Genomic DNA, 22146 nt, shown 5'->3' with positions numbered 1-22146 from the left:
ACATTTGTCCCGAGGCCGCCTGCTTATGACTCCGAATGGTCCGCTTCACGCTTTGAAGTCCTTCCTGTTTCCCGGAAAAAGCCACGCCGCCAGTAGCAGTCTGGGCGTCCTCCTGTCCCTCATTTTTGTGGCCGCCTTTTTCCTGATCAGCGGTTTTATCTCCTACACCAACATTGTCACGCTGCGTAAAAACAGCGAGGAAGTCACCCAGACGCACAAGACCATACTGGGCCTGAGCGAACTGATTGCCACCCTGACCGACGCCGAAACCGGGCAGCGCGGTTATATCATCACGGGCGACGAGGCCTATCTGGTGCCCTATGAGAACGCCACCTTCGTCCTCAAGGAGCGCGCGAAGGTCCTGCAAACGCTGCTGGCCCAGTCGCCCGAGCTGAAACCGCAGGTCGATGCGATCGAAGAACGCATCAATCTCAAAATGGCGGAATTGCACCGCACCATAGATATCCGTCGCACGCAGGGGATGCAGGCCGCCGCGATTGAGGTCAGCCGTCACCTTGGCAAGAACCACATGGACATCATCCGCCGCGAAATCAAAGAGATCGAGGCGGCGGAAAATGCCCGGCGTCAGGCGGGTATCCGCCAGCGCGCCGAAGCCTTTAACACGGCCATCCTGTCCACCACCGCGACCGCCATTCTGGGCGTGATCCTGACCCTGATCATCGCCATGATTGTGCGCCGCTCGACCGAAAGACAGGCCCTGCAAAACTGGCTGTCCAATGGTGAGGTCGGGCTTGGGGCCGCCCTCGCCGGAGACCCCAGCCTGGATGAGGTGGGGCAACGGACCCTGGCCTTCCTGTGCGACTATCTGGGGGCGCAAAGTGCTGCCTTCTACGCGCGCGACGGGGGCATATTGAAGCAGGCCGCCACCTATGGCGTCCCCGGCGAAACGGGCCTGCCGCTGACGATCAAGATGCACGAAGGCCTGCTGGGTCAGGCGGCAGCGGAGGGCAAGATCGCGGTCCTCTCCGACCTGCCCGATCCGCTGCTGAGTGTCGGGACGTCGCTGGGGCAATGGCAGCCGCGCCACGTGGTCATAGCCCCTGCCGCCACCGAAACGCAGGTCGATGCGGTGGTTGAACTGGGCTTCATGGCCGGCGTCGATCCGGCCACCGTCACCCTGCTTGAGCGTTCGTCCGATATTATCAGCGTCGCCGTGCGCTCGGCCAATTACCGGGCCATGCAGCAGAACCTGCTGGAGGAAACCCAGCGGCAATCCGAAGAGCTTCAGACCCAGGCCGAGGAACTGCGGGTCAATAATGAGGAGCTTGAGGAACAGAGCCGCGCGCTCAAGGAATCGCATCTGCGCCTTGAACAGCAGCAGGCCGAACTGGAACAGACCAATGTGCAACTGTCCGAGCAGGCGCGCATACTGGAACAGCAGAAGGACGACCTGAACCGCAGCGCCGCCGACATCGCGCTCAAGGCGCAGGAACTGGAACAGGCCAGCCGTTATAAGTCGGATTTCCTCGCCAATATGAGCCACGAACTGCGCACGCCGCTCAACTCGTCGCTCATTCTGGCCAAGCTGCTGGCCGACAACCGCGACGGCAATCTGAGCGAGGAACAGGTTAAATTCGCCCGCACCATCCAGTCGTCGGGCAACGATCTTCTGGCGCTGATCAACGACATTCTCGACCTGTCGAAGATCGAGGCCGGTCAGATGGACATCAATGCGGAGCCGGTCTCGTTCCGCCGCCTGGTCAGCGACATGACGCGGATGTTCGAGCCGCTGGCCAATGAAAAGGGCCTGACCTTCCGTGTCGAAGCCGATGAAAACCTGCCCGACCTGTTCGATTCCGACCGCCAGCGTCTGGAGCAGGTGCTGAAAAACCTGTTGTCCAACGCCCTGAAATTCACCGAAAGCGGGTCGGTCATCCTGCGCATGTCGGCAGCCGACAACAAGGTGCGCTTTGCCGTCAGCGATACGGGTATCGGCATCTCCACCGAACAGCAGAACAGCATTTTCGAAGCCTTCCGTCAGGCGGATTCGACCATTTCGCGCAAGTACGGCGGCACGGGTCTGGGCCTGTCGATTTCGCGCGAACTGTCGCGCCTGCTGGGCGGCCATATCGAGCTGAAAAGCGAACCGGGCGAAGGCTCGACCTTCACCCTTATCCTGCCGCTGATCTACGACCCGCAGCAGGTGGCCCCGCGCGAAACGCCGCGCAGCGCCCCTGAACCGCAGATTATCGAAACCTTTGCCGAGGCACCGGCGGCCCCGATCCTGCCGACCCGTACCCGTATTCCGGATGATCGCGACCGGCTCAGCGGCGACAAGCGCCTGCTGCTGGCCGTGGAAGACGATCCGTCCTTTGCCCGCATTCTTTACGAACTGGCGCAGGATCTGGGCTTTCAGTGCTTGATCGCCAGCACGGCCGAAGACGCCATGCTGATGGTGCGTCAGTACGTGCCCTCCGCCGTGGTGCTCGACCTCGGCCTGCCCGATCATTCCGGCCTGTCGGTGCTCGACCGCCTCAAGCGCGACCCCAAGACGCGGCACATCCCCGTGCACGTCGTGTCGGCCAATGATTACATGCACGCCGCCCTGTCGATGGGGGCCATCGGCTACATGCTGAAACCCGTCAAACGCGACGAACTGGTCGAGGCCTTCACTCAGCTTGAGACGCGTCTTGAAAAGCGGATGCGCCGCGTACTGATCGTCGAAGACGACGCCGTGCAGCGTGACTCGGTGATGGCGCTGTTGAAGACGCAGGACGTCGAAACCGTAGCCGTCGGCACGGCGGCGGAGTGCCTGACGGAACTGAAGTCACACACCTATGACTGCATGGTGCTGGACCTGAGCCTGCCCGACGCCAGCGGCTACTCGTTGCTGGAAACGCTGTCCACCGAACAGGACTACGCCTTCCCGCCGGTCATCGTCTATACGGGCCGCGACATCTCCGCAGCGGATGAACAGAAGCTGCGCCGCTATTCCAAGTCCATCATCATCAAGGGCGCCAAGTCGCCGGAACGCCTGCTCGACGAAGTCACCCTGTTCCTGCACCAGATGGTGTCGGACCTGTCGCCCGAACAGCAGAAGATGCTGCACCGGGCCAAGGGCCGCGATAACATGCTGGAAGGGCGGCGTCTGCTGGTGGTCGAAGACGATGTGCGCAATGTCTATGCCGTCACCAACATCTTCGAGCCTCTGGGGGCCATCGTGCAGATCGCCCGCAATGGTCGCGAAGCCCTTGAGGCTCTGGAAGTGGCGCAGACCTCACACGAAACCGCCATCGACCTGGTACTGATGGACGTCATGATGCCGGAAATGGACGGCCTCACCGCCACGCGCGAAATCCGCAAGCGTGCGGAATGGAAGAAGCTACCTGTCATCATGCTGACCGCCAAGGCGATGAAGGACGATCAGGAACGCTGCCTCGAAGCCGGTGCCAATGACTATATGGCCAAGCCGCTGGATGTCGAAAAGCTGGTATCGCTGGTGCGCGTCTGGGTGCCGAGGTAACTTAAACCGCATCCGGCCATTGAAGACTCGAGGCTGTCTCACATGTGTCAGACACATGAGACCGTCTCGAAAGGCATACCGAGTGTCATTTCCAATGACCCTTGGTATCAGTTACTGATTTTATTTTTATGCGTGATGGTCCTACAGTGGCTTTCCTTTTAGCGGCTGGCGTGCGTGACGGGTTGTGCATAACAAGATCGAGGATATAGAAATTCGCCTTTTCCTTGAGGCGATATATCTCAAATATCACTATGATTTCAGAGGCTACGCCATGGCCTCGATCAAACGCCGCCTGTTGCAGGCCCGCGATCAGTTCGGCTGCCGCTCGATTTCGATGCTTCAGGACATGGTGTTGCACGATGAAGACATGCTGGCCGCGCTGATGAGCTACCTGACGGTGCAGGTCTCGGAGCTGTTTCGTGACCCGGCCTATTTCCGCGCCATCCGCGAAAAGGTCGTGCCGCACCTTAAGACCTATCCGTCGCTGAAGGTGTGGATCGCCGGCTGTTCGACCGGCGAGGAGCTTTATGCCTTCGCCATCCTGTTCCGCGAAGAAGGACTGGAAGAACGCACCCTCTTCTACGCCACAGACATCAATCAGGAGTCGCTGCGCAAGGCCGAAGCCGGGGTCTATGACCTCGACCGGATGCGTTTGTTTACCGAAAATCACCGTCTGTCGGGCGGCAAGACCTCGCTGTCCGACTACTACACCGCCGCCTATGGCGCGGCCACCTTCGACAAGTCCTTGCGCAAGCACGTGGTCTTTTCCGATCATTCGCTGGTCACGGACGCGGTATTTGCCGAAACGCAGTTTGTGTCGTGTCGCAATGTGCTGATCTATTTCAACCGCGACCTGCAAAACCGCGCCGTGGCCCTGTTTGCCGAGTCCCTGTCGCGCAAAGGGTTTCTGGGCCTAGGCGCCAAGGAGACGCTGCGCTTTACCGATCATCACGATAAATTCGACGAATTCGCCCGTGAAGAACGTCTCTATCAGAAGCGGGAAGCCGCATGAGCTCCTCCCCTCGCAAAGCCGTCGTTATCGGGGCCTCGGCAGGCGGCGTAGAGGCCCTGTCCAGCCTGTTGCCGCACCTGCCCCCCGACTATTGCCCGGTGCTGGTGGTTATTCACCTGCCGCCGACGAAATCGAGCGTTCTGGCCGATCTGTTTCACGACAAATGTCGTATGAGAGTGGTGGAGGCCGAAGATAAGGCCCCTATCGAGGCAGGTACCATCTACTTCGCCCCTCCGGATTATCACCTCATGGTCGAAACCGATTTTACCGTCGCCTTGTCGAACGAAGCGCCGGTGTGGTTTTCGCGCCCGTCCATCGACGTATTGTTCGAGACGGCCGCCGATGCCTACGGAGCGGGCCTGACAGGCCTGATCCTGACCGGCGCCAATGAGGACGGCGCGGCGGGTCTGCGCAGGGTCATGGCACAGGGCGGGCGCGGCCTGATCCAGTCGCCGGAGACGGCCTATGCGCGGCTGATGCCGGAAACGGCCCTGTCCCTGTGCCCGAAGGCGCTCGTACGCCCTCTGGATCGCCTTGCGGCGGAACTGATTACGGAAGCCGCTTAGAGCGTGTTTCGCTCAGTTTGATCGAAATGACGCTCAAAGTTTTTAGTTTAACGCGCTTTTTCGCCCGAAAAGCGCGTCCCACTTTTCGGAAAGCGCTTCAATGAACACGCCCGCCCCCATCTTGCTGGTCGATGATCTCGAAGAAAACCTGCTGGCGCTCGAAGCCTTGTTGCGTCGTGACGGCCTGACCATCCTCAAGGCGCGGTCGGGCGTCGAGGCGCTGGAGATCCTGCTGCGGCAGGAGGTGGCGCTGGCCCTGCTCGACGTGCAGATGCCTGAAATGGACGGCTTCGAACTGGCCGAAACCCTGCGCGGTGCCGAACGCACGCGGCGCATCCCTATCATCTTTCTGACCGCCGGGACCACCGACCGCGAACGCCGTTTCCGCGGCTATGAGGCCGGGGCCGTCGATTTCCTGCAAAAGCCCATCGAAGGCGACATCCTCAAATCCAAGGTCGAGGTCTTCGTCGAACTCTACGCCCAGCGTCGTCAGATCGCCCAGCAGCGCGACGCCCTTCTGGCGCAGACGGATGAAATCCGCCGCACCTCGGAGGCGCTGCGTGACGCCGACCACCGCAAGGATGTCTTCCTCGCCACCTTGGCCCACGAACTGCGCAATCCGATGGCCCCTATCCGCAACGGGCTCCAGATTTTACGCATGGCCCCGGACAGCCCGATGGCGGCGCAGGTGCGCGACATGATGGATCGTCAGATGACCCATCTGGTGCGCCTTGTCGATGATCTGCTGGATGTGTCGCGCGTCAGTCAGGGCAAGATCGAGCTGAAGCGCGAGCACCTGACCCTGCGTTCGGTGGTCGAGGCCGCGGTCGAAACCGCGCGTCCCGTCATCGACCTCGCCGGGCACACCTTTACGCTGGACCTGCCGGCGGAAGAGTTGTGGGTCGATGGCGACCTGACGCGGCTGGCGCAGATCGTCGCCAACCTGCTCAACAATGCCGCCAAATATACGCCCGAAAGCGGCCGCATCGGCCTCAGCCTGCGTCGGGACGGGACTGAGGCAGTCATCCGCGTCAGCGATACCGGGCTGGGCATAGATGCCGATATGCTCCCAAAGGTATTTGAACTCTTCACGCAGGTGGACCGCAATATCCACCGCGCGCAGGGCGGGCTGGGGATCGGTCTGGCGCTGGCGCAAAAGCTGGTGGCCCTGCATGGCGGTTCGATCCACGCCGAAAGCGCCGGGGCCAACAAGGGCTCGACCTTCGAGCTGCGCCTGCCTCTGGCCGAAGCGCCGCACGCCACGGCGGACGGTCTGAGCGAAGCGCAGACGGCGCGCGCCCTGAACGTGCTGGTGGTCGATGACAACCGCGAGTCGGCCAGGACAACAAGCTGGATGCTCGACCTGATCGGCCACCATACGCGCACCGTGCACGACGGCATTGCGGCTCTGGCCGCCGCCGACAGCGAGACGCCCGACGTTATCCTGCTCGACATCGGTATGCCTGGTATGAACGGCTATGAGGTCTGCCGCGAACTGCGCAAACGTCCGCAATTGCAGGAAACGGTGGTGATTGCTCAGACCGGCTGGGGGCAGGACAGCGACCGTCAGGCGGCGTTTGAGGCGGGCTTCAACCACCACCTGACCAAGCCGGTCAATCTCGACAGCCTGAGCCGCCTGCTGGCCGATATAAGGGCTTAAACCGATAAGCGCTTCTTCAGGAAGCCGAGGACCATCACCTCATCGGGGTCCAGTTCCGCCGCCCCGCTCAGTTCAGCGTCGATTTCGTCCACGATCTGCTGGCTCAGGGCCCCGTCCAGATAGGCGCTGATCACCTCCGGGTGCACATAGCCCTTTCGGCACACGGCGGGCGTATTGCCGAGCCGGCGCGCCACGTCTTCGATGGCGGCCTTGAGATTGCGCTTGGCCTCGGTCTGGGTCTCAAACGCATCAAAAGCCTGAAGCGCCAGCGCCGCCAGCACCGTCCCCGTAAAGGTGCGGAAGTCCTTGGCGGTGACGGCCTCGCCGCTGATCTCTTTCAGATAGGCATTGACGTCCGACGAAGTGACGTCGTGCACCCGTCCGCCTTCATCTACCCAGGCGAACAATTCCTGCTCGCCGAGGTCCTGAAGGCGGCGGATGACGGCGGCGGCACGCCTATCGCTAAGTTTCAGGTTCCACGCCTTGCCCGACTTGCCCATAAAGCGAAAACGGACGCTCTGGCCTTCGACCGAAACGTGCTCGTCTTTCAGCGTGGTCAGGCCGTAGGATTTGTTGGTGCGGGCATATTCGTCATTGCCGACGCGGATCAGGGTCTTTTCCAGAAGATAGACGACGGTGGCCAGCACCTTTTCACGGCTTAGGGTGCGTCGGGCCATGTCGACGCGCACGGCGGCCCGGATGCGCGGCAACACTTCGCCAAAACGCAGGATATGGCTGAACTTGGTGGCATCGCGCACGCTGCGCCAGTCGGCGTGATAGCGGTACTGCTTGCGGCCTTTGGCGTCCATGCCCGTCGCCTGAATATGGCCATTGGCAAAGGGGCATATCCACACCTCTTTCCACGCCGGCGGAATGGCCAGCCGGTCGATGCGGGTGCGCACCTTTTCGTCGTCAATACGCTCACCCCTGGTGTCGAAATAGACGAAGCGGCGACCATATCGCCGCCGCGTCAAGCCGGGCCGCCGGTCATTGACGTAGCGCAGGCCACAGGCCTTCGCCTGTGCACTCGCATCCCCCTCTCGCACGGGCAGGCCGCCGTCCATCAGAAGGGCCGCAGGTGCTGAAGGATGTCATCGACGTGCAGCGAGGCGAAGCGGATCGAGGAATCGGCCACCCCATAGGGCAGCAGTATCCAGTCGCCGTGCTTCAGCGCGCCGCAGCTATAGACGACATTGGGCACATAGCCTTCGCGCGTGTCTTCGCCGGGGGCCAGAATGGGCGTGCGCGACCGGCCGATGACCTGACGCGGATCGGCCTTGTCGAGCAGAACCGCCCCCAGACAGTAGCGGCGCATGGCCCCAACGCCGTGGGTAAAGACCAGCCACCCGGCGTCCAGTTCGATGGGCGAGCCGCAATTGCCCATCTGCACCATTTCCCACGGATGTTTGGGCGAGACGATGCGGTCGCCATAGTTCCACACCATGCGGTCTTCGCTTTCGAGGTAGAACAGGCTCTCGTGGTCCAGCCGCCCGATGGCCGCATAGCGTCCGTTGATGCGGCGCGGAAACAGGGCCAGCCCCTTGTGCATGGCCGCCAGTCCGCGAAACGGCGTCAGATAGATCGTGTCGAAATCCTCGGTCTCGAACAGCTCGCAGCCGATCTCGCGCCCCGAATAGGCGGTGTAGGTCCCCAGATAGGTGGTGTCGCCGTCGTCTTCGGTAAATTGCACCAGACGCAGGTCTTCAAGGCCGTTCGATTGGGCGCGCGTCACCGGGAAGATGACCGTGCCCGACACGGAACAGGCCTTATGCCGCATCAGGGTCACCGGGCCGTCGGTCGCGCCCTGCGCCGGTTTGGCGGCGACGATAAAGTCGGAATCGGGCTCAAGCTCGACCGTGCCGTCGGCATGGAAGACGCCTTCGCGGAAGGAGATGGTCGAGATGTGCCCCTCGCCTACCGTGCGCACCGACATCAGGAAACGCAACGCCCCCTGCGCGACATCGCTCTGTTCCGGGTGGACGACGACGGACGGGTTCATGATCGCCGCCGCTTCGAACGAATATTCCTGACAGAAATAGGCCCCTATCAGCGCCGCATGGTCCTCGTCGATCTCATCCATGCCTTCGATGGCGCGGCCGATCATGCTGCGGATCGCCTTGAACCGATCGAGGAAGATGGAGCGCGCCTGAAGGTGGCGGCCGCTGAAATCGCGGCTGACGCTGTCGAGTTCGGCGCAACATTCCTCTCGCGTCAGCCTGAGCAGCGAGCGGCAGATACGCTCGGCCCGCGACATGGTGCCCAGCGCCGTGTTATAGGGCTCAACCGAGATGGTGAAGGGGCGCAGCACAACGCGCTCAGGGTCGGCGCGCAGCACGATGTCGCTGTACTTGATCTCTTTCATAGGCACTCTGTCAAAAGCGCAGTCCGAAACGTGTGAAGCGGTTTTCGGACCCAAATGCGCGATAAAGCAAAAGTCAGAGCTGGGTTTCGATACCGTCTCACGAAACCCGGCTTAGCTTATAATCCGGCATCCTTCAGGGCGCACCAGCTCAGGTGCAGGGCCAGCACCGATTCCGCTCCCTGATTTTCGTTGAGTCCGTGCAAGGTGAGACCGTCGCAACAGCCGCCATCCTCGCTCATCAGGCTGAGGCCGTGATCATTGTCACCGCGGAACCATTGCCAGACGCGCAAAGCCTGCGCCTTCCAGCTCGCCTCTCCCGTCAGCCGCCACGCCGTCAGGCAGGCTTCGATAGAGGCTTGGGCCTCCAACGGCTGCTGATCGAACAGGGCCTCACGCCCGCCCTTATGCGATTGCCCGGCGGCGAAGCTGCGGGTCGGAATGGGGCGGAAATGACCGGCCTCGGCGGTTTGCAGGGCCATGATGCGCACGCTGGCGCTCAGGGCATTTTGCACCATCCGGGCATTGCCGAGACGCTTCCCGGCCAGCAACAGGCCTTCGGGCAGGCGCGCATTGTCGTAGGACAGGGCGGGCTCAAACCACCCATGCGCCGCGGCGTTGTGGCAATAGGCCGCGTGCAGCGGTTCGGCCAGTACCTCCATCAGCCGCAGGACCTCGGCCGCCTCGCCTACCTGATCGACAGTGGCATCCAGCGCACGCAGGCTCACGGCGCGGGCGCGCTGCGACGGCCACTCGGCGACGTGCGGCAGGACGCGCTGGCTGAGCTCCCGCGCCCACTGACGCAGATCGTCCGGCAGCGGAGAACGCACCACCTCGATCAGGGCCTCAAAGGCGCGGGCACAGCAATCGTCCGAGCCGCCCTCGTCCAGCCATTGCCGTGCAAAGCTCATGAAGTTGCGGAAACGGCCTGTTTCTGCGTTCCAGGCGTGGTTGACGAAGCCGGCATAGCGATAGGCGAGGTCCATGCGCTGTTCATCGAAGCGCTCGAACCTGGCCCGGCGCGCCATCAGCATCAGGGCGCGGGCATTGTCGTCGGTGCAGTAGCCATGCGCACGATCAGGCAGGCGGTAGCGGCTGTGCTGGGCCATGCCGCAATCGTCCGACAGCCGCAGAACGGCGCGCCAGGCCGGGGCCGATCCGATAGACGGGACCACAGACATCGCCTTCCCCTTTGTCGTGATGTCGGCGCGGGCGCGCCCGGTATAGGCGGCGGCCACCGCACTCCAGCGCGACGGCAGGGCCGCCTCATAGGCGCGCGCACTCATGGCTTCCCGTTTGGCCTCATCGGTCAAAAGGTCGATAATGGCATCGGCAAACGCGGCGCTGTCGCGGAAGGGACAGACGACGCCCACCCCGTCGGCCAGCGCCTCCACCGCGTGCCAGTAGGGGGCCGAGACCACCGGCTTACCCACGGCCAGCGCATAACTCAGCGTGCCTGACGTGATCTGCGTCTCGGTCAGATAGGGTGTCACATAGACGTCGGTCGCCTGAAGCAGGTCGATCAGGTCATCGTCGGATAGGAAGCGGTTGATGAACCGGATATGGTCTTCGACCCCCAGTTCGACGGCGCGCGCCATCAAACGCTCGCGGTAGGCTTCGCCCTCATGCAGGATCAGATTGGGGTGGGTGGCCCCCACTACGAAATACAGCACATCGGGGCAGGCGTCAGAAATGGCCGGCAGGGCTTCGATGATCGTCTCGATCCCTTTATTTGGCGACAACAGCCCGAAGGTGGACAGCACCCGCCGCCCTTCGGCGTCCAGACCGGCCTTGAAATCAGCGGTGGGGCGCAAGGCCCGCGACGGGGCTCCGTGCGGAACGACCAGAATCTGCGAGTCCGGCACGCCATAGATACGCTTGAGGATGTCCGCGCCCTTGTGGGCCATGGTGATCAGGGTCGAAGACAGGCGGATCAGCCCCTCCATTACGTGGCGCTGTTCGGCATTGGGGGTTTCGAGGACCGTGTGCAGGGTAGTGATGACCGGCATATCGACGCGCTCAAGACACGCCAGCAGATGTGCCCCTGCCGGGCCGCCGAAAATGCCGTATTCGTGCTGTACGAACAGCACCTGCATACGGGCGGCGTTGAGATCGGCGGCCAGTTGCCGATAGGCGGCCACCTCGTCCTGCGGCAGGTGGCGCGTCACTTCGGGCGGATAGGCATAGGGCCCGGCATGATCGTCCATGGCGATCACTTCGAAGCGTGCCGACGGCAGGGCCCCATGCAGACACGTGTAGATATCGCGGGTAAAGGTGGCCAGACCGCACTGACGCGGCGGGAAATTGCCAATCACGGCGACGCGCGACAGACCCGCTTCGGGTTTGAGACGGGCACGGCTGAGAATATCATCAAGGCTGTGGGCCTCGGTTTCGACGGCAAAATGCTTATCCTGAAGCATGGCGAACCCTTCGCGTAAAAAGCCAGCGTGGCGGATCGGGTCCGGCGCAAAATACCGCCGGAAGACACATCAAAATCGGAAGTCGGAAGAGAATTAAGGTGTGGGACGATCCGTCCGCAGAGCCTCACAATGGGCCGATAACGGATAAAGATGCAGTCAGGAAAGCGAAAGCCGCCATAAACCGGACATGATCTTGACACCTGCTCTTAGGGATTTAGCTTAATTTGAAACTGATCCCCGAAGGAGCCCCGCATGTCTTTCCGACCCGTTATGGCCGCCAGCCTGCTGGCCCTCGCCTTTTGCGTTCCGGCGCTGGCCGCCCCCAAGACGCCAGACATTTCCGGTGCGCGCATGTCCGCCGATGTAAAGGTGTTGTCTGACGACAGCTTCGAAGGCCGTGGCATCAACACGCCCGCTGAGCCCAAGGTGATCGACTATCTGTCGAAGGGCTTTGCCGCCGCCGGTTTTCAGCCGGGCGGCCCTGGCGGTGAGTGGACGCAGGCCGTGAAGCTGCGCCAGTTCACGGTACAAAACCCCACCCTCTCGCTCAGCAGCGGCGGCAAGGCGACGGCGCTGATGCTGGGCACGGACATTGTGGTTTCGACGCGCGGCGCGCTGGGCGATGTCAGCTTCAAGGACACGCCGCTGGTCTTTGTCGGCTATGGCGTCACGGCCCCGGAACGCGGCTGGGACGATTTCAAGGGTGTCGATGTGAAGGGCAAGATCGTGGTCGTGCTGATCAATGATCCGGACTTTTATGCCCCCGAAGCCAGCACCTTTGGCGGCAAGGCGATGACCTATTACGGACGCTGGACCTACAAGTACGAAGAGGCGGCCCGGCAAGGTGCTGCGGGTGTGCTGATCATCCACGACACGACGGCGGCCTCCTATGGCTGGGGCACGGTGAAAAATTCGTGGAGCGGACCGCAGTTCGATATCGTGCGCCCCGACCCGTCACAGCACTTTACCGGCCTTGAAGGCTGGCTGTCGGCGGAGAGCGCGCAAAGCCTGTTTGCTCAGGCGGGCCTTGACCTGGCGGCGCTGAAGGTCGCAGCACGTTCCATAGATTTCCGGCCGGTGGACCTGAAGACCACGCTCAATGGGGGTTATCAGGTGACGGCGAAGGAGATCGTCTCACACAACATCATCGCCCGCCTGCCCGGCACGAAGCACGCGGATGAAACCGTCGTCTATGGCGCGCACTGGGACCATATCGGCATCGGTGCCCCCGACGCCAATGGCGATAAGATCTTCAATGGTGCCGTCGATAACGGCACGGGCGTCGCCGCCCTGCTGGAACTGGCGCGCGCTTTTGGCAAGGCACCAAAGCCGGAACGCAGTGTGGTGATGATCGCCTTTACCGGCGAAGAAAGCGGCCTTCTGGGCTCGGAATACTACGCCGCAAACCCGGTCTATCCGCTGGAAAAGACGGTGGCGGGCATCAATATGGACGCGCTCAACGTCTCTGGCGCGACGAAAAACATCGTGGTGGTCGGCAATGGTCAGTCCTCGCTGGAAGACGATCTCGGCACCTTCGCCAGGGCGCAGAACCGTATCCTGTCGCCCGACGAAAAACCCGAAGCGGGGTACTTCTTCCGCTCGGACCACTTCCCCTTCGTCAAGCGCGGCGTGCCCATGCTCTATGCCAAGGGCGGCAAGGACCTGATCAAGGGTGGCATCGCAGCGGGCACGGCCAAAGAAGCCGAATACCGCGACAAGCGCTACCATCAGGCCGATGACGAATGGTCGGCGGACTGGGACATGGCGGGGATGGTCGAGGACGTGACGCTTTATTACCAGATCGGGGCGAAGCTGGCCCATTCGCGCGAATGGCCGCAATGGCGCGCCACGTCGGAGTTCAAAACCGCCCGAGATACCTCCGCCGATCAGCGGAAATAAACGGAAAAGCGCCTCCCCTGATCCTGGATCATTATGATTTCTGGTGGAAACATAATGATATGGATTTTTGTTTAGCCCCTCGCCGGGTACGGGCTCCGCCACCTTGGCCGCCGCCTCAATGGCGGCTTAGGCGGAATGATTCCCTTAGAAATCATTCCGCTATAGGGGGAGGCTCTATCGGTGATAGTTGCCCGTGCCGCGGTGAAAAACGCGGTCGGTGGCTTCAATCCTACCCGGCGTCAGGTCGGGCAGACCGGCCAGCGCCTCATAGATCGGTCCGAAATCCTTTTGCGCCAGCCCCAGAAGCGTATCTATCGACGGCAGGACGAAATAACCCTCCTGAAAATCGTCGATGCGATAGACGGTGCGCATGACGCGCTCCAGATCGAAGCCGATACGGTTCGGCGACGGGCTTTCCAGCGCAAACTGCGTCTCGGTAAAGGACGACAATATGCCGGCGCCGAAGATGCGCACACCACCGGCCTCTTCGACCAGTCCGAACTCCACCGTGTACCAGTAGAGCCGCGCCAGACGGTCGAGCACGCCCAGCTTTTCGGCGCGCAACCCGCCTTCGCCATAGGCCTGCATGAAGTCGGCCATGACCGGGTTCATCATCATCGGCACATGGCCGAACAGGTCATGAAAGACATCCGGCTCGACCAGATAGTCCAGTTCGCGACCGTCGCGGATAAACTGCCCCGCCGGGAAACGCCGGTTGGCCAGATGGTCAAAAAAGATGTCATTGGGCACCATGCCGGGCACGGCCACCACCGTCCAGCCGGTGCGGCGGTAAAGAACCTCGCTCAGGGCGTCGAAATCAGGGATGGCTTCGGCTGTGATCGGCAACTGGCTCAGGCCGTCCATATATTCTTCGCAGGCCCGGCCGCGGATGGTCTGCATCTGACGCTCGAACAGGGTGCGCCAGGTGGCGTGCTCGGTCGCCGTGTAGGCGTCCCAGTTTTGCGGGATGGTCCAGTCGGGACGGTCCGGCACATAGCCGCCGACAATACCGTGGCGCGCAGGCTGTGTTTGTGTATCCATCCCTTACCCTCCTTTAGAGCGATGTGCGGAAACGAAGTTCGGCGAAGCCAAAAGTGTGAGCGGTTTTCCGCAAAAACATCGCGACAAAACAAAAATTTAGAGCGAAATGACGATTCCACTCAAAGTCATTTCGCTCTAGCCGCGTTAAAACGGGTGGCTGCAGCGTCGATCGCTTCGGCCAGCGCCACATCGCGATCGCTGAGCCCGCCCGTGTCGTGGGTCGTCAGGCGGATCGACACGCGGTCATAGACATTGGACCATTCCGGATGGTGGTCGAGCCGCTCCGCCGCCTGAGCCACGGCGCTCATAAAACCAAACGCCGCCGTGAAATCGGTAAAGCGCAGATGGCGCTCTATGGCCTTGTCCCCCGCTTCGCGCGTCCATAATGGCAGGCGCTGCGGCAGGGCCGCGATTTCAGCGGGCATCAAAGGCGTAGCCGGGGGCAGGTCAGCGTGCATGACGGGTCCTCTTCAAGAAAGATGATCCCCCCGAAGGTCGAGAAAATCTTTCTTATTTTTCGCCCACACGCCAATTTTGCAAAATGGTTTTCCGTCAAATGGCCAGTAGCTAGTCGGTCTTGCTTCGCCGACGGGCGGCCCCGGCACTGCCGCCACCCCATATAAAGGACAGGCCCAGCAGGAAGCCGAAATCGTACCAGCCGCCCGAATTGGGCACGGCATAGATGCGAATGCTGTGATCGAAAATATGCCCGATCAGGGCCAACGGCGCTATAGCCCCGTGCACCAGCCCCATCCAGAAGCCGGGCACAGCGGGCTGAGCCGGCGGTGCCCCCTGCGTCGCGCAGGCCGTAAGCAACAGGCCCGTACCGACCAGCGTCAGAAACAGACCCCCAAAGCGATTCACCGTCATGAGCAGACCCTCCCGATCCACAGGAAACGACCTCAGACCCGTCCTGTCAATCGCCCGGCGTAACCCGCTCACCAGCCGGTTCACAGCCCAGCGAAATTTTCGATGGCAGGCCCGAAAATTGCCTATTTTTAGGGCTTGATCACGCAACTTGTGATGTGTGGCGTTTTCGCTATGATGCGCCGCGCCAGAACTGACCCTATCCCCGTCATTTTCGATAGAGCTGTCCCATTCGTACCCCGTCCTATTTGCCGCATATCCTGATCTGGGCCCGCCGTCTTCTGACCGTGGCGACGCCCTTTCTTCTGTTCAGTTTGTTCTTCCATATCGAGATCCTTGATCCGACGCGGATTGGCTGGCTGCTGGACGAGGACTGGGGGCAGCACGTGCTGGGCTGGCACGCCTTCCGTAATGTGCCGTGGGCGTGGCCGTTCAACTATCAGGACCTGCTGGCGTGGCCGACGGGCATCAGCATTATCTATACGGACTCCAATCCGTTCTTTTCTTTTATTTTCAAAGCGCTCAGTCCGCTCCTGCCCGATAATTTCCAGTTTATCGGACCGTGGTTCCTGCTATGCGTGGTGATGCAGTTCTTCTTTGCGTGGAAGCTGGTGCGCCCGCATGCGCCGGGTCCGTGGTCGGCCCTGGCCGGGGCGGTCATCATGTCGCTGCTGCCAGCCCTCTATTACCGGATGCGCCACGACACGCTGGTGGCGCACTTTCTCATCCTGTGGACGCTGTGGATCTTCTTCAACGTCAGGGACGAGCGCAAAAAGAACATCTGGTACGCCACGGCGCTGGGCCTGACCGGCTTCCTGCACCCGTACATGCTGTTCATGATGGCGGCCGTCTGGGGTGCCGACGTGCTGCGGATATTCGTCCCGGCGGCGAAGGCCATGGACCGTCCGCGCGTACTGCGCATCCTGCGCGATGCGGCGCTGGTCTTTATCTGCCCTCTGATCACGCTGGGGATTTCAGGGGCCTATTCCGGCTCCTCGGCCGAAGCGCGCGGTTTCGGCTTCTATTCGATGGGGCTAGATGCGCCATTTAACCCGGTGCAGCCAGACTTCTCCTTCTTTATCAAGGCCCACCCGCAGGATATGGGGCAGTATTTCGAAGGCTATCAGTATATGGGCCTCGGCATTCTGGGCCTGTTGCTGGGCGCTCTGCTGCTCTATCAGATCACCTTCTCGGCCCGTCAGGCGCGTCCCTTTATCGACAGCGCCAAGCCGCTAATCATCCCTTTTATCTGCCTGTTAGTCATCGCCGTGTCGCACCACGTTCAGTTCTACGACATCGTGCTGCTGAACCTGCCCCTGCCGAAATATCTGCTGGAAAAGCTGGCCGTGCTGCGCGCCTCGGGCCGCTTCTTCTGGCCCATCGCCTATACCCTGATCCTGATTGCGCTGGTCATCGTCTATAAGTCGCGGCCCAAGGTGATGAAGGTCGTCCTGCCGCTGGTCATCGTCGTGCAACTGATCGACCTTCAGGGCTTTGTCGTCGCCATGCGCAAGCAGACGGAACTGGCCACCAGCAAGGTCATCTTCGATCAGGCCCCGGACCCCATCTGGGACAAGCTGATTTCCGGCGCCAAGGGTGTGGACTTCTACCCGGCGCAGGTACACCTGAACGATAAGCTGTTCTATGAGATCGCCTGGCGCGCCGTGTCGCAGCACCGCTACGTCAACACCATGTACATGGCGCGTGAAAACTATGAGCAGCGCGCCATCGAGCTGAAAGGCCGCGAAGCCTATCTAAACGGCAATATCAATAACGACAACCTGTACGTCTTCCTCAATCAGTGCATCGCGCCGGCCAATCTTCAGCCACTGATGCGTGAAGTGGACGGCGTGTGGATCATCCCGCCGCAGTCGATGCGCAACCTGCCGCTGGCCCTGCCCGAATGGAAGCCGATCAAGGCGCGCATGGGCTTTGGCTATCTCAATCAGGGCTCGTGCCTGCTCGACAAGAACTGGGCAGCACCTGAGGCCGACGGGGCGTGGACACTAGGCAAACGCGCCGAGCTGGTCATCCCCATTCAGGAGGTGCAGTTCGAAAACGATGCCCGGCCGGTCAAGCCGTCGATCCGTCTGGTCGCCAAGAGCTTCTTCCGCCCGATGACGGTCGATGTGCTGATCAACGGTCGCAAACGTGCCACCATGGAGCTGGAAAAAATCCGCTCCTATGAGGATATTCCCCTGCCGCCTTCGGTGTTCAACCGTCCCGACATGAAGGTCTCCTTCATCGTGCGTGACCCCCTGTCGCTCAAGGAGCTGGGCCGCGGGGATGATGAGCGCCAGTGGGGCATGAAGCTGTTCCGCCTGACCATCGAAGACGCGGCTGTGCGCGAGAAGGAAGAGGCGGAAAAGAAGGCGAAGATTGCCGAGGCACAGGCGGCGATAAAGGCGCAGCCGGCGGGCGTCACGGCCGGCCAGCAGGCACCACAGAAACCCTGATTACCTGCGAAAAGCCCGGATTCGTCCGGGCTTTTTTCCTCACACCTGCTTGTTTTGAGAAAAGGCTCTCTTTAAAGTCGTTGCTGCCGAGGGGGCGGTCCTGTCCGGAAAAGACAAGACATGACGTGCATCACTGACTGCGCGCGTGCTTCCGTTTGACAGACCATGGGACCGATATGCCTGATAGTACCCAAACCTCCTATTATCGTCTGGCGCTCTTCGGCACGCCCGTTCTGCTGTTTCTGGTCTTCTTCAACCCTGCCATTCTGGACCCGACCAATATCGGCTGGCTGATGCACGGCGACTGGGGGCAGCATTTTCTCGGCTGGCACGCCTACCGCAACGGGGCGGACGGTTTCAACCATCAGGACCTGCTGGCCCACCCCACAGGCCTCAGCATCCTCTATACGGACTCCAATCCCCTGTTTTCCCTGCCTCTGAAGCTGATCAGTCCGTTTCTGCCGGCAAACTTCCAGTTCATCGGACCGTGGTTCCTGCTGTGCCTGTGTCTGCACTACGTCTTCGCCCTGCGCCTGATGGAGCGGTATGCCCCCGGCGCATGGAGCGCGCTGGGCGGGGCGCTGCTGCTGTGTTTGCTGCCGACCCTTTATAATCGCATCGGCCACGATACGCTGTTTGCGCACTGGCTGATCCTGTGGTCGCTGTACATCTTCTTCGTCGTTGAGACGCCGCGCGGCAAGGCCACAGGCTGGGCGGCCAATCTGACCCTGGCATCGCTGATCCATCCCTATCTGCTGATCATGTGCCTGTTTATCTGGGCCGCCGATCAATGGCAGGCGGTGCAGCCCCTCCGCCGCACCCGCGATTTGAAAGCGCTCTCAGCGCTCGCCATCAGCGCCGTGATCAGCGCCGGTCTTTGCCTCACCGCCCTGTGGGCCGGAGGGGCGTTTTCGGGCACCAGCCCGGCGGGCGACGGTTTTGGCATCTATTCTATGGGACTGGATGGTCCGTTCAATCCGTCCGGCCTGCCATCCTTCCTGTCCTTCCTGCCCAGACAGGAGGCGCGTCAGGGTTTCGAAGGCTTCCAGTATCTGGGGGCCGGGCTGCTGGTGCTGGTCGGTGCGGCGTGGTGGATGACCCGCCGGACGAAAACGCTGACGACGGACAGCACGCTCGACCCGGAGATATTCAGTATAACTGAGCCACAAGGTCAGGATACGCAGGCCGTGACCGCTCGGGCCTTCGATCGCGCCCGCACGCTGAAATGGGTGCTGATTGCGCTGAGCGTGCTGGCTGTTTCAACCAAGATACAGATTTTCGGCAAAACTCTGATCGACATCCCCCTGCCGGAAGCCGTCGTCCCGGTTCTGGGTGTTATCCGCGCCTCAGGCCGCCTCTTCTGGCCGGTGGCCTATACGCTGATCTTCCTGAGCCTTCTCGTCCTCTATCGCTCGCCTAAACGGACTATATGGCTAGGCCTGATCGTCGGTCTTCAGATTCTCGACCTTGGGATCTTTGCCGGATACGTCAAGGGCCTGACGGCGCGAGCCTCGGATCGCACCATCGTCAGCATCGCCAAAAGCCCCCAATGGACCCAACTGATCGCCGCCAGTGCGCAGGTTAATTTCGTGCCGCCCGATCCGCACATCAATACAGATCGCTTTTATAACGTCGCCTATCGCGCCGTGTCCGCAAAGGTACCCGTCACCACCATGTACGGCGCCCGACCGGATATCCGGCAACAAAGGCTCGAAATGGAGGGCTATAGCCGCTTCCTGAAAGGCGAGGCGGCACCGGATCAGCTCTATGTCTATCTTAATCCCTGCCCGCCGCCCCCGGCTCTGCGGGCGCGCCTGCGTGAGCTTGACGGTTATTGGATTCTGCCGCCACTCAGAGCCGCCTCGGTCGGTCATGCACCGGTCTATCCGACCTTGCCTCTGAATGCGATGCAGACGGTCGCCCGCGACAAGCCAACGGCCTGCGGATTCGGCGCGGACTGGGCCCTGCCGGAAGAAGCCGGCATCTGGACGCAGGGCAGCCGAGCCGTCTTCCTCCTGCCTACGGATATCGATGCAAGCGCCGCAAGACAGGTGCGCCTGACGCTCAATGCGCGCCGCCCGTCGCAGGTGACGGTCTCCATTAACGATAAGAAGGTGGCGACGCTGCTCCTGAGCAAAAAACCTTCGACCCACAGTCTGGCCGTACCGGCGGGCGCGTCCGGGCCGGTGCGGGTGTCGTTCGTCGTCAACGATCCTCCCGCCCCCGGCAAACCGGTGCCAGAGGACCTAAAGCGCCTGAAAATCTCCCAATGGGGGCTGTTTACCGCCCCTTGACCCCCTATTTGACAGCAACGGCCGAAGACGCTGAACGCATATGGCCGTTGAGACCTCGCGAACGTCTCACCTGCGCCACGGGCATGAGACATTCGCGAAACGAATACCCGGTGTCATTTTCAATGATACAAGGTATGAAACAAGATTTGTTTTTTCGCGCGTTTTGCGCTATGAAGCGTGCCCCGTCGTCCAAGGGTGCTCGTAAATAGCACCCGACGCGCGGCTTAAGTTCCAACACAGGTTTTCCGGCCGGTCGCAGGCGCCCTCGACCGTCGTCGGCTCTATTGTCTTTCACTCAGGGCGTTTCAGAAACAATCGCACATGGAAAAAGTGCCGATGACCGTCGCCGGCTATCAGAGCCTCGACGACGAACTCAAGCGTTTGAAGTCGGTAGAGCGTCCCGCCGTTATCGCTGCGATCGCCGAAGCGCGTTCGCATGGCGACCTGTCGGAAAACGCCGAGTATCACGCGGCCAAGGAACGTCAGGGCTGGATCGAGGGTCAGATCGCCGAGATCGAGGACAAGATCAGCCGCGCCCAGGTGATCGACGTTTCGAAGCTGTCCGGGAACCAGATCAAGTTCGGCGCGACCGTCACCGTGGTCGATGAGGACACCGAGGAAGAAGGCCGCTATCAGGTCGTCGGCGAACACGAAGCCGACGTCAAGGCGGGCCGTATCTCGCTCAGCTCGCCTTTGTCGCGCGCCATGATCGGCAAGGAAGTGGGCGACGTGGTGGAGGTCAACACCCCCGCCGGCGTCAAGGCCTACGAAATCCTCAAGGTCGAGTGGATTTAGCTAAATTCACGCCCTGATCTGACGATCAGGACGTGGGGATTGGAATCGACAAACTCCGGCTCGGGGCGGCCCGTCGCCGGAGTTTGGCATATTTCATACCTCCCCAGCTCGCTGGGGAGGGGGACCGCACGAGCCTGCCACCCGGCAGGTGAGATGCGGTGGTGGGGGCTTTTTCTGTCTCCGCATCTTGGGATTGAAGCGTGTTAACTCCGCCCGTCACAACCGAAGAGTCGCTGAAGATTCCCTCGGACCGCCCGCTGATCGTCTGGGCGGTATCGGACGGGCGCGCCGGTATCCACAATCAGGTGCTGGGGCTGGCCGAAGCCATAGCGGCCCTCACCCCGACCCAGATCGTCGTCCGACACATCCGCTATCGCCGCCTGTTCGATCGCTGGCCCACTGCGCTGCGTTTGTGGCCCGATGTGATGCTGAAGCGCGATTCCGACCTCATCGGCCCGCCCTATCCCGACATCTGGATCGCCGCCGGACGCGCCACCCTGCCCCATTCCCTGCGGATGCGTCGTCGCTCTCAGGGCAAGACGTTGGTGGTCCAGCTTCAGGACCCGCGCGTGCCGTCCGGCCGCTTTGACATGGTCATTGCGCCGAAGCACGACGAGGTGAAGGGCGACAATGTCTTGCCGATTCTGGGCTCGACCCATCGCATCACGCCGGAACGCCTCAGCCGTGAGGCCGTCCCGTGGGCCGAAAGCCTGTCGAAATTCGAAGGCCCGTTTGTCGCCGCGCTGATCGGCGGGCGCTCCAAAAGCCATGACATGTCTCTGGCGCGCGCCGAAACCCTCGTCCAGCAGATTCGCGCCGCCGTCAAAGGCAAGAAGGCCACCCTGCTGCTCAGCGTATCGCGCCGTACCCCCGAAGCCGCCCGCGCCATCCTGACCGAGGGGCTGAAAGACCTCGACGGCATCATCTATGAGGGCAAGGGCGACAATCCTTATTTCGCCTTTCTCAACGCCGCCGACCACATTCTTGTCACCGAGGATTCCGTGAACATGGCCACCGAAGCCGCCGCCACGGGCAAGCCGGTGCACGTCCTGCCCATGGATGCGCGCGGTACAGGTGCGAAGTTCGGCCGCTTCCATCAGGGGCTTCAGGAATACGGTGCCGCCCGTCCATGGTCGGGCGAACTGCGCACGTGGAAATATACGCCGCTGAACGAGACGCATCGCGCCGCCGAAGCCTTACTCGCCCTGTATAATCAAACGCACCCAGACGAAAAACGTTAACAGCCTTTAACGGAGGGATGACAAGGCGACAGCCGGTCATTATCTAAGGGGC

The 22146-nt window shown here is 61.6% G+C and carries 15 protein-coding genes; 9 read left to right on the top strand and 6 right to left on the bottom strand.

Annotated elements, in window-relative coordinates:
- Positions 1–25: 25 nt before the first annotated feature.
- From AACH73_RS02550 to AACH73_RS02535, 4 genes are all read left to right on the top strand, one after another.
- Positions 26–3484, top strand: a complete 3459-nt coding sequence (locus AACH73_RS02550; RefSeq protein ID WP_338735323.1) for a response regulator — start codon at positions 26–28, stop codon at positions 3482–3484.
- A gap of 184 nt (positions 3485–3668) precedes the next feature.
- Complete coding sequence (locus AACH73_RS02545) at positions 3669–4496, top strand: CheR family methyltransferase (RefSeq protein ID WP_272740771.1); 828 nt, start codon at positions 3669–3671, stop codon at positions 4494–4496.
- Positions 4493–5062, top strand: coding sequence for a chemotaxis protein CheB (locus AACH73_RS02540; RefSeq protein ID WP_272740772.1), 570 nt, complete (start codon positions 4493–4495; stop codon positions 5060–5062). Before AACH73_RS02545 ends, AACH73_RS02540 begins: the two co-directional genes overlap by 4 nt.
- A gap of 100 nt (positions 5063–5162) precedes the next feature.
- The gene (locus tag AACH73_RS02535; protein WP_338735322.1) at positions 5163–6722 is read left to right on the top strand and encodes a response regulator; all 1560 of its coding nucleotides are present in this window, start codon (positions 5163–5165) and stop codon (positions 6720–6722) included.
- Here AACH73_RS02535 and AACH73_RS02530 read toward each other — a convergent pair.
- From AACH73_RS02530 to AACH73_RS02520, 3 genes are all read right to left on the bottom strand, one after another.
- Positions 6719–7786, bottom strand: coding sequence for a DNA topoisomerase IB (locus AACH73_RS02530; RefSeq protein WP_272740774.1), 1068 nt, complete (start codon positions 7784–7786; stop codon positions 6719–6721). The genes AACH73_RS02535 and AACH73_RS02530 overlap by 4 nt on opposite strands.
- Complete coding sequence (locus AACH73_RS02525) at positions 7786–9084, bottom strand: glycoside hydrolase family 130 protein (protein WP_272740775.1); 1299 nt, start codon at positions 9082–9084, stop codon at positions 7786–7788. The genes AACH73_RS02530 and AACH73_RS02525 overlap by 1 nt, the downstream gene beginning before the upstream one ends.
- Before the next feature lie 116 nt (positions 9085–9200).
- The gene (locus tag AACH73_RS02520; RefSeq protein WP_338735321.1) at positions 9201–11501 is read right to left on the bottom strand and encodes a glycosyltransferase family 4 protein; all 2301 of its coding nucleotides are present in this window, start codon (positions 11499–11501) and stop codon (positions 9201–9203) included.
- A 252-nt stretch (positions 11502–11753) separates the two neighbouring features.
- Between AACH73_RS02520 and AACH73_RS02515 the strand changes: the two genes are divergently transcribed.
- Positions 11754–13400 carry a M28 family metallopeptidase gene (locus AACH73_RS02515; RefSeq protein WP_338735320.1) on the top strand — a complete coding sequence of 549 codons (1647 nt, stop codon included), beginning with the start codon at positions 11754–11756 and terminating at the stop codon, positions 13398–13400.
- Between the two features lie 174 nt (positions 13401–13574).
- Here the strand turns inward: AACH73_RS02515 and phhA are convergent, their stop codons facing one another.
- The 3 genes from phhA to AACH73_RS02500 form a co-directional block, all read right to left on the bottom strand.
- The gene (gene phhA, locus AACH73_RS02510) at positions 13575–14441 is read right to left on the bottom strand and encodes a phenylalanine 4-monooxygenase (protein ID WP_272740778.1); all 867 of its coding nucleotides are present in this window, start codon (positions 14439–14441) and stop codon (positions 13575–13577) included.
- Between the two features lie 125 nt (positions 14442–14566).
- Positions 14567–14899, bottom strand: a complete 333-nt coding sequence (locus AACH73_RS02505; RefSeq protein ID WP_272740779.1) for a 4a-hydroxytetrahydrobiopterin dehydratase — start codon at positions 14897–14899, stop codon at positions 14567–14569.
- A gap of 109 nt (positions 14900–15008) precedes the next feature.
- Positions 15009–15311 (bottom strand): hypothetical protein, encoded by a 303-nt coding sequence (locus AACH73_RS02500; RefSeq protein WP_338735319.1) that lies wholly within the window; start codon positions 15309–15311, stop codon positions 15009–15011.
- Between the two features lie 245 nt (positions 15312–15556).
- Between AACH73_RS02500 and AACH73_RS02495 the strand changes: the two genes are divergently transcribed.
- The 4 genes from AACH73_RS02495 (at position 15557) to AACH73_RS02480 (ending at position 22094) form a co-directional block, all read left to right on the top strand.
- Positions 15557–17764, top strand: a complete 2208-nt coding sequence (locus tag AACH73_RS02495) for a DUF6311 domain-containing protein (protein ID WP_338735318.1) — start codon at positions 15557–15559, stop codon at positions 17762–17764.
- Positions 17765–17940: 176 nt separating this feature from the next.
- Complete coding sequence (locus AACH73_RS02490) at positions 17941–20058, top strand: DUF6311 domain-containing protein (RefSeq protein WP_338735317.1); 2118 nt, start codon at positions 17941–17943, stop codon at positions 20056–20058.
- A 321-nt stretch (positions 20059–20379) separates the two neighbouring features.
- A complete protein-coding gene (greA, locus tag AACH73_RS02485; protein WP_041658489.1) occupies positions 20380–20853 on the top strand; it encodes a transcription elongation factor GreA in 474 nt (157 codons plus the stop codon).
- Between the two features lie 200 nt (positions 20854–21053).
- Positions 21054–22094, top strand: a complete 1041-nt coding sequence (locus tag AACH73_RS02480; RefSeq protein ID WP_338735316.1) for a mitochondrial fission ELM1 family protein — start codon at positions 21054–21056, stop codon at positions 22092–22094.
- Positions 22095–22146 lie beyond the last annotated feature (52 nt).

Source organism: Asticcacaulis sp. DW145 (genome assembly GCF_037101385.1).
Lineage (GTDB): Bacteria > Pseudomonadota > Alphaproteobacteria > Caulobacterales > Caulobacteraceae > Asticcacaulis > Asticcacaulis currens.
This window is presented reverse-complemented; position numbering and strand designations above follow the sequence as displayed.